Raw genomic sequence first — 15,025 nt, forward strand, 5'->3', positions numbered from 1 at the left:
CAGCTGGGAGGGGATGGGCGCTGTGGCGGTGCGCTGCGCTCTTCGATCCCCTCTGAACTGTCGTTGCGCGGACCCTGTGGCGACAGTTCAGAGGGGATGGATGGGTCCTGAGAGGAGAGGGGTAGCTCTCCGGGGCTGCTGCACCGGGCGCGAGGGGAACTGTGCTCAGGCTCCGTCAGGCTCCGTCAGGCTTCGTCGAGCTCTGCGAGGCGGGCACGGGATCGCTCCCTCAGCTCCTCGAGGTCAGCACCGAACTCCGCCATCCGGCAACCTCGTCCATGCGGAGCCACCGCGATGCCTTCGGCCTCCCACTGGGGGAGAGCCCGGGCCAGCAGAGGATGATCGCCGGAGGCGTTGGTGACCCGCCACCAGGGCACGCCGGAGCCCCAGGTGCGCATAATGCGTCCCACCAGGCGGGGGCCGACGCCGACGATCGCGCCGATCTCGCCGTAGGCCGCGACCTGCCCAGCGGGAATCGACTCGACCACACGCAGCACCCGCTCGACGGTGATGTCATCCATGCGGGTGCGCGGGGGACCGGTGGGCATGGTGGCCAGTCTGGCACGGTCGCCACGCACAGCGGCGGCCCGGCACCTCTCCACGAGGTACCGGGCCGCCGGGGAGCTGAGCCTGCGCGACGCAGTCTCAGTGCTCGCGGTGATCAGCCGCGATGCGTGCCATCCTCCGCAGAACCATCCTGGCGGGGGAGGTCACGCGGATCGCCATACTCGGGAGCCTTCGGCGGCAGTTCGCCGTTCTGCTCCTGCAGCATCTGCTGCTGCTGGAAGAACGGGTCCTGCCCGTCGCCTTCCTGCTGGAGCCGATCGTTCTCCTGCTGGAACCCACCATTCTCCTGCGGGGCGGCCCCGCGCTCCGGCTGGGCATACCCATGCTCCCGCGGAGCGGCGGGAGCGTCCGTCGCCGGCCCGCCCTGTACCCACGAGTCCTGCCCGGGCGCCTGGTCGTGGCGGACATCCTGCTGAGCGCCCTGGTGATCGCGCGGTGCGAACGGCTGTGCGTCCTGGCGGTGCTGGCCGGGCTGCTGATCATCCTGACCGATCGACTGCGCCGGTCGATCCTGCTGGCCGAGCTGGTCGCCCTGGTGAGAATCCTGGCTGTGCTGGCCGAACTGCTCATCCTGACGAATCTGCTGGTCGCCCTGACGGATCTGCTGGTCGCCCTGATGGACCTGCTGGTTCCGCTGATCGAACTGCTGAGCATCCGACGGGTTTCGCTGATCGAACTGCTGAGCGTCGTGGCGCTCTCCGTACTGCTGATCGCGCTGAGCATGCTCGCTGAACTGCTGCGTGCTCGACTGGCCGTGCTGGCCGTGCTGGCCGTGCTGGCCGTGCTGGCCGAACTGCTGATCGGCTGGCGGGGTCTGCTGCTCGCCGTACGCCGGCGAGTGACCGAACTGCTGCTCCGCCGGCGGGGTCTGCTGCTCGTACGAATGATCGACCCGTGCAGGCTGCTCCTGGTGCTCCGTGCGGGGCGCGTCGGAACGCTGCTCGACACGGTCCTCACTGGTGGGGCGGCCGAAGCCACCATCAGAACGGGGCTGGTGGTCACCGTGTGCTCCAGCAACGCCAGCACCAGCGCCCGTGGCTGCACCTGCACCTGCACCTGCACCTTCGCCAGCTGCCGCGTCGGTGCTGGTTCGGTGCGTCACGCGGGAATCGGACCCGGTACGGCTCTCGTCCGGTGCGGCTGTCTCCGTCGTGGATGCAGCGGCCGGAGTGCGATCCGGCGCATCGCCGGTCAGCGGCTCCTCATGATCCGGTCGGGCGGCGCGACGGCCGTGGCCGGGGCCGCGAGCGTCGGTGTCGTTGGCCGCCGGGTCATTGACCGAGCTGTCGTGAACTGCCGTGTCATTGACCGAGCTGTCGTGAACCGCCGTGTCGTTGACCGCAGTGCCACCGGGCGCAGTCTCGTCGGCCGCAGTGCGGTCGTGGTGGCCAGCGGCTCCTGCGATGCCCGCGCCGGCAGCGCCAGCGCCCACGACACCTGCTCCAGCTGCTGCAGCACCCGAACCGTGGCGGTCCTGGCCGTCATGGCGGTCGTGTGCTGAATGGTCGGCGTCCTTGGAGGTACGACCGTGGTCCGCAGTCAGATCCTCACGGGCTCCGTCGCGTCCATGGTCGGCCTGACCGTTCACATCCTCGCTGCGCGCATCGTGCTCGCGGCGCTCGTTGCGCACACCGTGCTCACGGTCGACACTGTGCTCGCGGTCCTCACTGTGCTCAGGTCCGTCATGGCCGCTGCGGTGCTCACGGGGCGTGGCGGCTGCTGTCGCAGCGCCGTCGCGGTCGCGTCGTGAATCGTCGGCGACGTCGGGATCGAGACGGTCCGCCTCGGCACGGCGCTCCTGCACGGTGGAGAGCTCCTGGTCGACCTCGGCACGTTCCCGCTCAGCCTCCGAACGGCGACGCTCGGCGGCCAGCTGCTCCTGCTCGGCCTCCTTGGCCTTGCGCTCGGCCTCCAGCCGTGAACGGTCGGCCTCGAGTTCGGTCTCGCGCACCTTCAGGTCGCGCTCCTGGACCACCTGCTCCTGCTTCGCGGCCTCTTCCCGCAGCTGCGCGGCGCGTCGCCGGTCCTCTTCCTGCTGACGCGCCTTGCGCCGCTTCGAGGCCGACACTCCCACTGCGATCAGCACGATCACGAGAATGATCGCCAGCACGACGATCCCGATGATGATGGGCGTGGACAGTTCCATGGTCGGCTCCTTGCGGTCGATTCCTCCGCACGGATGCACGGAGGTCTTCCAGCGTGTACATCGATTGCACCAGATTCGGGCCTGCGGTGGGTGCATTTCCCACCGAATGCTCGTCGAGAGTGCTGCAGAGTCGACGTTTCCCGCCCCGGTAAGGTAAGTGCTCGTGAGCAGCTCCCTGACCCGACCCGATGCCGACGACCTCTCCCAGGCCGATGGCGGCAGCCCTTCCGTACCCGGTGCCGCCTTGGTGGATGGCTCCCGACGGGTGCTCGTGCACCTGCTGCAGGGACCCTTCCTGGACGGTCGACGAGACCCCGTCCGCTACGCCCAGCTGCTGCGAGATCGCGCCGCGATCGACGCCCGGCTTGCGGACCTCTTCCTCGAGCTGATCGTGGACGACGACGCCCAGGTCGCCTTCGTGCGCCAGAGCGAAGATGACCCGGACGCGCCCAAGCTGCTGCGTCGCCTGACCGGCATGAATCGCCTGGACTCGGTGCTGTTGCTGGTCCTGCGCCAGATGCTGCTGACCCAGTCCTCGCGAGGGCAGCGCACCGTCGTCTCCGAGGCGGAGCTGCAGCAGGCGCTGGCGGCCTATCGCCGCACCACCTCCACTGACGAGGCGGGCTTCGCGAAGGAGGTCCGAGCCTCGATCGCGAAGGTTCAGCGCACGGGCCTGCTGGACGAGCAGGGGGACGACTACGAGGTCTCCCCGGTGCTGCGCCTGATGATCGGCCCTGACACCGCACGGGAGTTCATCGCTCTGTACCGCGAGGCAGGGGTGAGCGGTCTTGAGGATCCGCAGGACGGTGCGGAGGACGAGGCCTCCCTCGACGAGGCCTCCCAGGACGAGTCCTGACCCTTCGGTCAGCGGGCGTGTCGCGGTGATGCCGGACCTGCCGCGGCGCTGAGCGCGCTGGCCTGACGCCTGACGCCTGACGCCCGATGCCTAGCGCTCGACACCAGGTAGCCGACGCCCGGTGCCCGGTGCCCGGTGCCCGGTGCCCGGCGCCCGACGAAAACGGCGGCCTCGCGCTCTCCAGACGGGTCGACGATGAACAAAGGGTGTATATGAAAGGCCATTTCATAAAACCCTCTTGTTGTGCTGCCTGCTTCATGAAATAACTGTTGCAGCAGGTCAGTGGGGCATCGCCTTGTTCGTTGCGGCGAAGGGCGGGTACCACTGCGTGCTCCCTCAGGCCGCCATGCGGCGCAGATCCCCGCCTTCGGCTGGGCCCTCGTGGGAGCGCTCCCACGGCTCTGCTGCTGTCCGTAGGCAAGATGCGTTCGTGAGGCGAGCGCGCAGCAGGAGGTAGTCCAGTGAGAGGACCTGCACGATGACCGCGCCCCCGGTGGCCGCGGCCACAGACACTGCGCAGGAGGCACGGCCCGGAGCGCCCGAGGCGCAGCGGCCAGCGGCCCTGCGGAGGCGCCGCACCTGGCGCGCGATGCGCAACAGCTGGCAGCTCTACCTGCTGGTCGCCCCCGCGATCATCTTCTTCCTGATCTTCAACTACGTCCCGATGTACGGGGCGCAGATCGCCTTCCGCGACTTCATCGCTTCGGACGGCATCTGGGGCAGTCGCTGGGTCGGTCTGGAGCACTTCGAGCGCTTCTTCGACTCGTACTACTTCTGGCGTCTGCTGCGGAACACACTGCTGCTGAGCCTGTACCAGCTGGCCCTGTTCCCGCTGCCGATCATCCTGGCGCTGGCGCTGAACGAGGTGAAGAACCACGTCTTCAAGCGCTTCGCCCAGACCCTCACCTATGCGCCCCACTTCGTCTCGCTGGTGGTCGTGGTGGGCATGCTGTTCGCCTTCCTCGACCCGCGCATCGGCCTGGTGAATCACGTCATCGAGCTGATCGGCTTCGAGTCGATCCAGTTCATGCAGGATCCGGGCTGGTTCCGCCACCTCTACGTGTGGTCCGGCGTCTGGCAGTCCCTGGGCTGGGGCACGATCATCTACCTCGCGGCGCTCTCCGGCGTGAACCCGGAACTCCATCAGGCGGCCCAGGTCGACGGTGCGAACCGTCTCCAGCGGATCTGGCACGTCAACATCCCCGCGATCATGCCGACCGTCGTGATCCTGTTCATCCTCGACTTCGGCAGCTTCATGGCGGTGGGCTTCGAAAAGGCCCTGCTGATGAACAACTCGCTCAACGCCGAGGCCTCGGACATCATCCAGACCTTCGTCTACGAGACCGGGCTCCTGGAGGGGCAGTACAGCTACGCCGCAGCCGTCGGACTCTTCGACTCCGTCATCAACATCGTCCTGCTGGTCGGCGTCAATCAGCTCGCCCGCCGCTACTCAGAGAACAGCCTGTGGTGAGCTCATGACCTCTCACGCCCCTCAGCCCACCGCGCAGAACACTGCGGAAGCGCCAACGCCAGCGCCTGCGCCGGTGCGGCCCGCGAAGCGCCGCCCGCTGTCCTCTCGCGAGGACCGCTGGTTCGACCGCCTCAACACCGTCTTCCTGCTCGCTGTGGTCGTCGTCATCGGCTACCCGCTGTGGTTCGTGCTCATCGCCTCGGTGAGCGATCCGCATGCTGTGCAGTCAGGCGAGGCCTGGCTCTGGCCCGTCGGCCTGAACATCGACGGCTACGCACGGGTGTTCTCCCAGGGTTCCATCTGGACCGGATATCGCAACACCGTCATCTACACGATCGTCGGCGTCGCCCTGCACCTGCTGATCGTGCTGCCCTGCTCCTACGCCCTCTCGCGGCGGAATATGACCGGCCGCACCCCGGTGACCTGGTACATCCTGATCACGATGCTCTTCTCCGGCGGCATCATCCCCACTTACCTGGTCGTCAAGGACCTGGGCATGCTCGATACGATCTGGGCGGTGGTGGTGCCCGGCGCCGCCGGGGCCTGGTCGATCCTCGTGGGCAGGGCGTTCTTCACCCAGAGCGTCCCCGAGGAGCTGGCCGAGGCGGCGACCGTCGACGGTGCTGGCGACATCCAGACCTTCCTGCGCATCGCGATCCCGCTGTCCGCGCCGATCATCGCCACGCTCGCCCTGTTCCACGGGGTGGGACTGTGGAACGAGTACTTCAAGGCGCTGATCTACCTCTCCGACCGGGACAAGTACACCCTCCAGCTGGTGCTGCGCGAGCTGCTGGTGGTCTCCCAGGACACCTCGCAGGGCGGTGCCGGAGTCGCCGGCTCGCTGATCGAGCAGCAACGCCTGGCGGCACTGATCAAATACGCGGTGATGATCGTCGCCTCGCTCCCGCTGCTGATCATCTACCCCTTCCTGCAGCGCTTCTTCACCCAGGGCGTGCTCATCGGCTCGGTCAAGGGATGAGGGCGAGATGCTGACCCGCTTCGATGGTGCCCTGCACTGGGTGGTGCGGCTGGTGTGGCTGAACACCTGCTGGATCGGCCTCACCGCGGCCGGTGGGATCGTGCTCGGCCTCGGCCCTGCGACCTTCGCCGCCCTCGAGGTGGCCCAGCGCTGGATGCACGGCGAGCGCGACCTGGCCGTCGGCCGCACCATGTGGCAGCAGTTCCGCCGCGGGTGGCGGCTCACCAATGCGGTCACCCTGCTCGTCCTCGCGCTGTGCGGCTCCCTGGCCGCCACCTGGTGGCTCTCCCGCGGATTGCCTCCCCTCCCCGCCGCCCTCACGCAGGGCCCGGTGCTGCTGGCCCTGCTGCTGATGGTCGCGCTGATGCCGCATCTGCTCTGGATTGCAGGGCGGGACGTCGACGGTGCCCCGCCGCGCCTGGCCGTGGTGTTCACGGCCGCGCTCGCGATCGGCGTCGGCCGCCCGCTGCTGACCCTCTCCCTGCTGATCCCCCTGATCGCCTGGCCGCTGGTGCTGATCGCCAGCGGCTGGCCGGGACTGCTGCCCGTCTGCGGGATCAGCGTCCCCCTCGTGGCCGCCGCCTGGTGCCTGCGACGAACCTTCCCCTGACCCTCGACCTCCAGACCCTGCGACCCCGAGACCCCACGACCCCTGCACCTGCAACCCCCTGCACCAGTCACGCCTCTGAAAGGACTCCTGCACCATGTCTCTGAACCCCTTCACCCGCCGCGCCGCGCTCGCGTCCGGCGCCGTGCTGACCTCCACCGCAGTCCTCGCCGCCTGTGGCGGCGAGAGCGACGAGGTCGACACCCTCGACCAGATCGAGAACCCCGACGAGAACATCACCCCTGAAGGCATGCCGATCGCGACGGAGAAGATCACGATCGACTTCCTCAGCGCCCGCCCTTCCACCACGGCGGAGGACTGGAACGAGGTCTCCGTCATCCAGGCGACCGAGGAGCTCACCAACGTCCACATCGACTTCGGTCTGGTCCCCCAGGACGGTGCGGCCGAACGGCGGAACCTCGCGCTGAGCAGCGGGGACTATCCCAGCGCGTTCTACCGCAACGGGGTCGGGACCGGGGACATCGCGACCTACGGGGAGCGGGGCACCTTCGTCGCCCTGAACGACCTGCTCGAGGCGCATATGCCGAACCTGACCGCGCTGATGGAGAAGAGCCCCCAGATCCGCGAGGGCCTGACCTTCCCAGACGGGAACATCTACTCCACGCCCCAGATCTACGACCCGAGCTTCCCGGGGCTGCGGTATATGTTCAAGATCTTCGCTCGTCAGGACTGGCTGGACCAGTTCGGGATGGCCGTGCCGGAGACGACCGAGGAGTTCGAGGCCTACCTCCAGGAGTCCGTCAACACGATCGACGGCGCGATCGGTCTCACCGACCCGGTGAACCTGGGGGAGACCTACCCCACCCTCTACGGCACCTTCGGAGTGGCGAACCAGGGCACCGCCGCAGGGCAGATCGACCTCGATCCCGAGACGGGCAAGGTGCGCTACTTCCCCCTCTCCGACGGCTACCGCGAGATGATGGAGTACCTCCACGGCCTCTACAGCAAGGGGCTGATCCCGGCGGACATCTTCTCCTCGGACCGGGCGACCTTCACCGCCCAGGGCAGCGACGGCCTCCTGGCCGCCTGCTCGACGGCCGCCCCGGCCGGATACTTCGGCGCCGAGGGCGAGAACTATGTCGTCGTGCCGCCGCTGGTCAAGAACGCCGGGGACACCCCGGTCTGGCATGCCGTCCGTTCGGAGCTCGCCTCGATCGGCCACTTCGTGATGACCGACCGCTGCGAGCACCCGGTCGCGCTCGCCCGCTGGATGGACTACTGGTACAGCGAGGAGGGTGCCCGGCAGTTCTTCCTCGGCAACGAGGGGGACAGCTGGGAGGAGGTCGATGGCGAGTACAAGCTGCTGCCCGAGATCACCGAGGGGCAGTCCGTGGACGACGGCCTCAAGCCGCACTCGATCTTCATGGGCGGCAGCTACCCGGGCTGGCTCACCGAGCGCTGGTTCGGCGGCGTGGAGAGCATGCCTCAGGCCAGGGAGAGCTCGCTGGCCATGGAGCCGTACGCGATCTCCGACGTGTGGTCCGCCTTCACCTTCACCCCGGAGGAGTCGGACGTGCTCGGCACCGTCGGCGCCGAGATCGGCAAGTACCTCGGTGAGGCGCGGGCCGGGTTCATCACCGGCCAGACGCCGCTGTCCGAGTGGGACACCTTCGTGGAGACCCTCGAGAACATCGGGCTGAGCGAGTTCATGGAGATCCAGCAGGCGGCGTACGACCGCCGGCAGTGATCAGGCTCCCGGCGCGCCCCTCGCGGGCGGCCCAGGGGCGCTGAGCGGACGACCCCGGGAACGGTGGCCAGCGTGATCTGGCTCGCTTTCCCGGGGTCTTCCCGTGCCTGGAGAGTCCCGGCGGGGGTCCTCTGTCCAGCATCGGCAATTGCGCAACACTGTCGACGCGGAATAAGGTCAGGCTTGCCTAACTGCCGATTCCCGGTGGTGCCCATCCTGGAGGAATCGCTGTGAAGCTCTCCCGCCGTGCACTCGTCCTGACTGCACTCGCCGTCCCCGCGCTCGCCTCCTGCTCCGGCGGCACCGACGCCGGAGGCTCCGAGGGGAGCGGGACCGAGGGCGAGCACTACGCCGCCGTCACCCACCTCTACGGCGAGACGGTGATCGAGTCGGAGCCGACGAAGATCGCGACCGTCTCCTGGGTCAACGCCGACACCCTGCTCGCACTCGATGTGGTGCCGGTCGGGATGCCCACGGTGACCTGGGGCGGCAACGGCAACGGCTCGACCGACTGGATCGACGCGAAGCTCGAGGAGCTCGGCGCCGCCTGGGGCGGCGAGAACGCCCCCACCCAGTACGACGAGTCCGACGGCATCAACTACGACGAGATGGCCGCGCTGATGCCGGACCTCATCATCGCCGCCTACTCCGGCGTCACCCAGGAGGAGTACGAGCAGCTGAGCAAGATCGCCCCCACGATCGGCCCGCTGGCGGCGAACTACACCTCCGGCTGGGAGGATGTCCTGGCCGCCGTCGGCGCGGCCACCGGACGCTCCGAGCAGGCCACGAGCCTCACCGAGCAGATCACCGCGGACCTCGCGGCCGTCGGCGAGGAGAATCCTGCCGTCGCCGGCGCCACCTTCATCGCCGGCACCCTGGGCCTGGCCGACGACTCCATCTCTCTGTACGTCGGCGAGGACACCCGCCCGCGCTTCTTCACTGCGCTGGGAATGACCCAGGCCGAGATCATCACCGAGAACACCGAGGGCGCCGAGAACTTCTTCCTCGAGTGGTCCGCCGAGCGGGCCGACGAGCTGGAATCCGACCTCTTCTACACCTGGGCCGCGCCCGGCAGCACCGTCGAGGACTTCCAGGCCAACCCGCTGTTCGCCCAGATCCCCGCCGTCGCCTCCGGCGGAGTGGTGCTCACCGACGACGACCACCTCACCCTGTCGATCTCGGCCGCTAACGCGCTCAGCCTGCCCTGGGCCCTGGAGCACTTCGTGCCCACGGTCGTCGAGGTCGCGCAGAGCGTCCGCGGCTGATCGTCACCGGTGCGACGATCCACCCCGCTCGCGTTCGCCGGAGGTCTCCTGGCGCTGGCGCTCGCGAGCCTGCTCTCCCTCACGATCGGCGCCCGCACGGTCTCCCCGAGCACCGTGCTGGAGGCGCTGAGCGCCTATGACAGCACCCTCGCGGACCATGTGGTGATCCATTCACGCCTGCTGCGCACCCTCGCGGGGATCGCCGTCGGCGCGGCGCTGGCCGTGGCGGGTGCCGCGATGCAGGGGATGACCCGCAACCCGCTCGCTGATCCCGGGATCCTTGGGATCAACGCCGGGGCCACCACGGCCGTCGTCCTCGGGGTGTACCTCGCCGATGCCTCCGAGGTCGGCGAGTTCATGGCGCTCGCGCTGCTCGGCGCTGCGGTGGGGACCGTCGCCGTCTATGCGCTCGCCTCGCTCGGCCGCGACGGGGCCACCCCCGTCAAGCTCGCCCTGGCCGGAGCCGCTCTCACCGCGGGCCTCGGCTCCGTGGTCAACGCCCTGGTGATGGTCGACGACTCCTCTCTGGATCGACTGCGCTTCTGGCAGGTCGGCACCCTCGGCGCCCGCACCCTCGGCGACATCGCCACGGTCGGGGCGCTGATGGTGGTGGGCGTGATCGTGATCGTCCTGACCGCGGGAGTGCTCAACGCCCTGGCCCTCGGCGATGACGCCGCAGTGGGGCTCGGCGTGCCGGTGGGGCGCACCCGGGTGCTGCTGGGGGTCGCGATCATCCTGCTGTGCGGGGCGGCCGTCGCGCTCGCCGGACCCATCGGCTTCCTCGGCCTGGTGGTCCCGCACGCCGCCCGGCTGCTGGTGGGCGGTGACTACCGGCGCATCGTGCTGCTGTGCCTGCTGGGTGGCCCGGTGCTGCTACTGCTGGCCGACACCGTCGGGCGCGTGATCGCCCCTCCCGCCGAGGTGCAGGTGGGCGTGATGACCGCGCTCATCGGCGTGCCCGTGTTCATCGTCCTGATCCGCTCCCGCAAGCAGGTGGGACTGTGAACAGCCCCGCGCTCCGCACCAGCCCCCGCGTCCGCCCTCGCACCCGTCGCACCGCACTCACCGCGATCGCGGCCGGGCTGCTCCTGCTGGGACTCGTCGTGGTCCGCGTGCTGGTGGGCACCCCGATGGTGCCGCTCGACCTCGCCCTGCGCGTGATCGGCGGTGAGACCATCCCCGGCATCTCCTTCATCGTCATGGATCACCGCCTGCCCACCGCAGTGGTCGCGCTGCTGGCGGGCGTTGCCTTCGGGCTCTCCGGCACGGTCTTCCAGACCCTCCTGCGCAACCCCCTGGCCAGCCCCGACGTGATCGGAGTGACCATCGGCGCCTCGGCCGGAGCGGTGATCGCGATGGCGTTCTTCCAGGCCGACGGCCGCGCCCTGTTCTGGTTCGCGCTGCTGGGCGGGCTGGGCACGGCCGTGCTGCTGCTGCTCGTGGCCGGGGTGGGCCGACCAGGGGCCGCAGGCGCCGTGGACAACCGTTTCGTGCTGGTGGGGATCGGTCTCGCCGCCGCGCTCGGCGCCCTCGTCTCCTACCTGCTCACCAGGCTCTCGCTGCAGTCCGCCGGAGATGCCATGCACTGGATGATCGGCTCGCTGTCCACCTCCACCTGGGACCGGGTCGCGGTGCTCGCCGCCGCGCTGGTGGTGCTGATCCCTGCCCTCGCGCTGTTGGTGGTGCGCCTGCGAATCCTGCAGCTCGGGGACGAGACCGCCACCAGCCTCGGCCTGCCCGTGCCCCGCACCCGGATCGCGCTGATCATGGTGGCGGTGGCCCTGAGCGCTCTGACCGTCGCGGTGACCGGTCCGCTCTCCTTCGTGGCCTTTCTCTCCGGGCCGATCGCCCGAATGCTCGCCGGCCGGCCCAGCTTCCCGCTCGCCGCCGTGGTGGGTGCCGTGATCGTGCTGCTGGCGGACATCATCGGCCAGAACCTGTTCGGCGGCACCGAGCTGCCCGCCGGAGTCATCACCGGCGTGCTCGGCGCCCCGTTCCTGCTGTGGCTGCTCACCCGCACCCCGACCACCGGAAGGTGACCCGATGGCACTGATAGAAGCCCAGCACCTGCACCTGGCGTACGACCGGCGGGAGGTCGTCCGCGATCTCACGCTGTCGCTGCCGGAGGGCCGGATCACGATCATCGTCGGCGCCAACGGCAGCGGGAAGTCGACCCTGCTGCGCGGCATGTCCCGGCTGCTCACTCCCAGCAGCGGCCAGGTGCTGCTGGACGGCCGCGACCTCCACTCCCTGCGCGGGAAGGAGCTCGCGCGCCGCCTCGGACTGCTCCCGCAGACCCCGATCGCGCCCGACGGCGTCACCGTGCGCGAACTGGTGACCCGCGGCCGCTTCCCCCATCAGGGCCTGTTCCCGCAGTGGACCGAGGCGGACGAGCGGGCCGTGGCCGAGGCGCTCGCCGCCACCCGCACCGATGAGCTGCAGGAGCGGCTGCTCGAGGAGCTCTCCGGCGGGCAACGCCAGCGGGTGTGGATCGCGATGGCGCTGGCCCAGCAGACCGAGGTGCTGCTGCTGGACGAGCCCACCACCTACCTCGACGTCACCCACCAGCTCGAGGTGCTCGACGTGGTCCGCGACCTCAACCGTGAGCGCGGCACCACCGTGGGCATCGTGCTGCACGACCTCAACCTCGCCGCCCGCTACGCCGATCACCTGGTCGCCGTCCGCGACGGCGAGATCCACTCCCAGGGCTCCCCGGCCGCGGTCATCACCGAGCGGATGGCCCACGAGGTCTTCGCCCTGGACGCCCACATCGCCCCCGACCCGGTCACCGGCACCCCGATGGTGCTGCCCCTGGGCAGGGACCGCACAGCACCACCCCACCGACATGAAGAGGACCCCTTGTCCACAACGACCGAGACCGCGCCCATGACCGAGCCCACGACCGCGACGGAGACCGTGACTGCGACTGCGTCCGAGCTGGTGCCCGCCCTTGAGCACTCCAGCATGCTGGCCTTCGAGCTGACCGTCGCCGCGCGTCGCAGCCTGGGTCCCTCGCTGGTGCGCTTCACCTTCACCAGCCCCGACCTCGAGCACTTCGGCACGGGATCCCACCCGCTGGACCTGCGCGTGAAGCTGGTCATCCCCGGTCCCGAGGCGAGCGCCGACCACTTCGCCCCGGTGCGCCCGGGCGGTATGCTCAACCCGGTCACCAACGCCGAGTGGTATCGCAGCTGGCTGCAGATCGACCCGACCGACCGTGGCTGGATGCGCACGTACACCGTGCGCGAGCAGCGCGCCGCGGGGCACCCCGGGAACATCTCCGCGCAGCCCGAGATCGACATCGATGTGGTGCTGCACCTGGACCCCTCTCCTCAGCCCGGGCAGGGCGTCGCCGCACGCTGGGCTCAGGACGCGCAGGTGGGGGACACCGTCTCGCTGCTCGGCCCGAACCGGCATCTGGTGGGCCCCGAGTACGGCGGCATCGAGTTCCGGCCCGGCACCGCCCGCACCGTGCTGCTGGTGGGTGACGAGACAGCGCTGCCGGCCATCGGCTCGATCCTCGAGGCGCTGCCCGCCACGATCAGCGGCCATGCTCTGATCGAGGTGCCCGAGGCCGGCGATCAGCAGCAGCTGCTGACCCGCTCCGGGGTACAGGTGACCTGGCTGCCCCGCGAGGGGCGCCCGCACGGCGAGCTGCTCGATGCCGCGGTGCGCGAGCTGATGAGCGAGAACGCCCTGGCGTTCCGCGGTACGGCGGCTGATGGCACCGATGCCGCCGCACAGCCGGAGCTCGAGGATGTCGATATCGAGGCGACCATGCTCTGGGAGACGACCACCGGGCACGGCAGCTTCTACGCCTGGCTGGCGGGGGAGGCCGGGGTGATCAAGACCCTGCGCCGGCACCTGGTCAGCGAGCTGGGGCTGGACCGGAAGCAGGTCTCCTTCATGGGCTACTGGCGCCTGGGCCGGCCCGAGCACTGAGCGGAGAGAGTGGGCCGGGGCCGAGCGCCCCGCCGCCTCACTGCCGCACGATGATGTTCTCCGAATCGATGTACGCGCCGACGGGAGAGGTCAGCGCGCCGATCACCTCGGCGACATGCTCGGGCTGCATGATCGTGCTCGGGTCCTCGTCCGGGGCGAGCACCCGCCGCAGCGCGGTCGCGGTGCGGCCGGGGGAGATGCACGCGACCCGGGTGCCGTAGATCGAGAGCTCCTCCCGCATCACCTCGCTCATGGTGATCAGCGCCGACTTCGAGGCCGAGTAGGTCAGCCAGCCCGACCGTCCGGTGACCCCTGCGGTGGACGCGACGTTCACGATCAGATCGAACACGTTGCCGCGGTTCAGGAGGGTCTTCACCAGCAGGAAGGGTGCATAGAGGTTGACCTCCATGGTGCGTTCGAAGTCCGGCATCGTGACCTGCTGCAGCGGCACCGGGTTGGTGTAGCCGGCGTTGTTCACCAGCAGCTGGATGGGCCCCACCTCGTCGAAGAGCCGCTTCGCGGAGCGTTTGAGGGCGGAGCGGTCGCCGACGTCGAGCACACAGGGCACGAAGCGGGTGCTGCCATCACCCTCCTCGCTCAGCTGCCCTACGGCCTGGTCGAGGTCCTCGGCGCTGCGGGAGACCAGGATGATCGTGGAGATGTCTGATTCCTGCGCGAGCCGACGGGCGGTCGCCAGCCCGATCCCGCGGGAAGCGCCGGTGATCAGGGCAGTGCGGCCGGGATGCTCTGGCTGCGCACCGTGTGCGGTGGTCTGCTCAGACATCTCGTTCCCTCTCTCCCTGCAGCAGCACGGTGGCCATGCGGACGTCAGTCGGGGAGGTCACCTTGAGGTTGGTGTCGTTGCCGTCCAGGAAGTGCACCGGGAAGCCGGCATCGGCGACCAGGGTCGCATCCTCCGTGTACTCGAAGCCCTCGGCCAGAGCCTTCTCGTGCGCGGCGACCAGATCGGAGCGCCGGAACTTCTGGGGCAGCTGCACATTGCGCAGTCGGGCCCGATCCAGCGAACCGGTGACCCGGTGGGTCTCGGGATCGACGGGCGCGACGGTGAAGGGGATCGGCGACATCAGTGCGACGTTCTCGAAGGGGGAGTCGATCAGTCGGGTGAAGTCCGCGGCGGTGGCCAGCGGGCGGGCGGACTCATGCAGGAGCACCTGGTCGTACTCGCAGTGGGGGAGCATCTCCCGCACCGAGGAGTGGCGGGTCGGGGCACCCGGCACCAGGGTGATCGGGGTCGAGATCGCGTAGGCGTCGAGCACCTCCTGGATCTCCTGCTGCCAGCCCTCGGGGAAGTTCACCACGATCTGTCCCACCTGTGACAGGCGATCCGCCGTGATCAAGGTGTAGACGAGGATCGGGATGCCGCGGAGCTTGAGCAGCTGCTTGGGCTGCCCCGCCCCGACTCGGGCTCCCACCCCGCCGTTGAGCAGGATCAGCGAGAACGTCGCAGCGGTGGTCGTCATCGG

The 15,025-nt window shown here is 69.3% G+C and carries 13 protein-coding genes; 9 read left to right on the plus strand and 4 right to left on the minus strand.

Features of this window, described 5'->3' with window-relative positions; all coding sequences use genetic code 11:
- Positions 1-185: 185 nt before the first annotated feature.
- Together ABD893_RS04975 and ABD893_RS04980 are read right to left on the minus strand one after the other, a co-directional pair.
- Positions 186-548, minus strand: a complete 363-nt coding sequence (locus tag ABD893_RS04975; RefSeq protein WP_345076446.1) for an MGMT family protein — start codon at positions 546-548, stop codon at positions 186-188.
- Positions 549-661: 113 nt separating this feature from the next.
- Positions 662-2,713 (minus strand): hypothetical protein, encoded by a 2,052-nt coding sequence (locus ABD893_RS04980; RefSeq protein ID WP_345076447.1) that lies wholly within the window; start codon positions 2,711-2,713, stop codon positions 662-664.
- Positions 2,714-2,876: 163 nt separating this feature from the next.
- Here ABD893_RS04980 and ABD893_RS04985 point away from each other — a divergent pair, with 163 nt between their 5' ends.
- The 9 genes from ABD893_RS04985 to ABD893_RS05025 all read left to right on the plus strand — a co-directional run bounded on the left by ABD893_RS04985 (position 2,877) and on the right by ABD893_RS05025 (position 13,541).
- A complete protein-coding gene (locus ABD893_RS04985; RefSeq protein WP_345076448.1) occupies positions 2,877-3,569 on the plus strand; it encodes a DUF4194 domain-containing protein in 693 nt (230 codons plus the stop codon).
- A 478-nt stretch (positions 3,570-4,047) separates the two neighbouring features.
- On the plus strand, positions 4,048-5,040 hold the full coding sequence (locus ABD893_RS04990; RefSeq protein WP_345076449.1) for an ABC transporter permease: 993 nt from the start codon (positions 4,048-4,050) through the stop codon (positions 5,038-5,040).
- 4 nt (positions 5,041-5,044) lie between these two features.
- Positions 5,045-6,019 carry a carbohydrate ABC transporter permease gene (locus ABD893_RS04995; RefSeq protein ID WP_345076450.1) on the plus strand — a complete coding sequence of 325 codons (975 nt, stop codon included), beginning with the start codon at positions 5,045-5,047 and terminating at the stop codon, positions 6,017-6,019.
- 7 nt (positions 6,020-6,026) lie between these two features.
- Positions 6,027-6,629, plus strand: coding sequence for a DUF624 domain-containing protein (locus ABD893_RS05000; RefSeq protein ID WP_345076451.1), 603 nt, complete (start codon positions 6,027-6,029; stop codon positions 6,627-6,629).
- Between the two features lie 94 nt (positions 6,630-6,723).
- Complete coding sequence (locus ABD893_RS05005; RefSeq protein WP_345076452.1) at positions 6,724-8,334, plus strand: type 2 periplasmic-binding domain-containing protein; 1,611 nt, start codon at positions 6,724-6,726, stop codon at positions 8,332-8,334.
- A 230-nt stretch (positions 8,335-8,564) separates the two neighbouring features.
- Entirely contained in the window at positions 8,565-9,599 is a 1,035-nt protein-coding gene (locus ABD893_RS05010) for an ABC transporter substrate-binding protein (protein ID WP_345076453.1), read from the plus strand.
- Positions 9,600-9,608: 9 nt separating this feature from the next.
- Entirely contained in the window at positions 9,609-10,604 is a 996-nt protein-coding gene (locus ABD893_RS05015; protein ID WP_345076454.1) for a FecCD family ABC transporter permease, read from the plus strand.
- Complete coding sequence (locus ABD893_RS05020; protein WP_345076455.1) at positions 10,601-11,638, plus strand: FecCD family ABC transporter permease; 1,038 nt, start codon at positions 10,601-10,603, stop codon at positions 11,636-11,638. The genes ABD893_RS05015 and ABD893_RS05020 overlap by 4 nt, the downstream gene beginning before the upstream one ends.
- Positions 11,639-11,642: 4 nt before the next feature.
- On the plus strand, positions 11,643-13,541 hold the full coding sequence (locus ABD893_RS05025) for an SIP domain-containing protein (protein ID WP_345076456.1): 1,899 nt from the start codon (positions 11,643-11,645) through the stop codon (positions 13,539-13,541).
- A 37-nt stretch (positions 13,542-13,578) separates the two neighbouring features.
- Here the strand turns inward: ABD893_RS05025 and ABD893_RS05030 are convergent, their stop codons facing one another.
- Positions 13,579-14,325 carry an SDR family NAD(P)-dependent oxidoreductase gene (locus tag ABD893_RS05030; RefSeq protein ID WP_345076457.1) on the minus strand — a complete coding sequence of 249 codons (747 nt, stop codon included), beginning with the start codon at positions 14,323-14,325 and terminating at the stop codon, positions 13,579-13,581.
- Entirely contained in the window at positions 14,318-15,022 is a 705-nt protein-coding gene (locus tag ABD893_RS05035; RefSeq protein WP_345076458.1) for an IspD/TarI family cytidylyltransferase, read from the minus strand. The genes ABD893_RS05030 and ABD893_RS05035 overlap by 8 nt, the downstream gene beginning before the upstream one ends.
- Positions 15,023-15,025 lie beyond the last annotated feature (3 nt).

The sequence above is a fragment of the Brachybacterium paraconglomeratum genome (assembly GCF_039541415.1).
Taxonomy (GTDB): Bacteria; Actinomycetota; Actinomycetes; order Actinomycetales; family Dermabacteraceae; genus Brachybacterium; species Brachybacterium paraconglomeratum_A.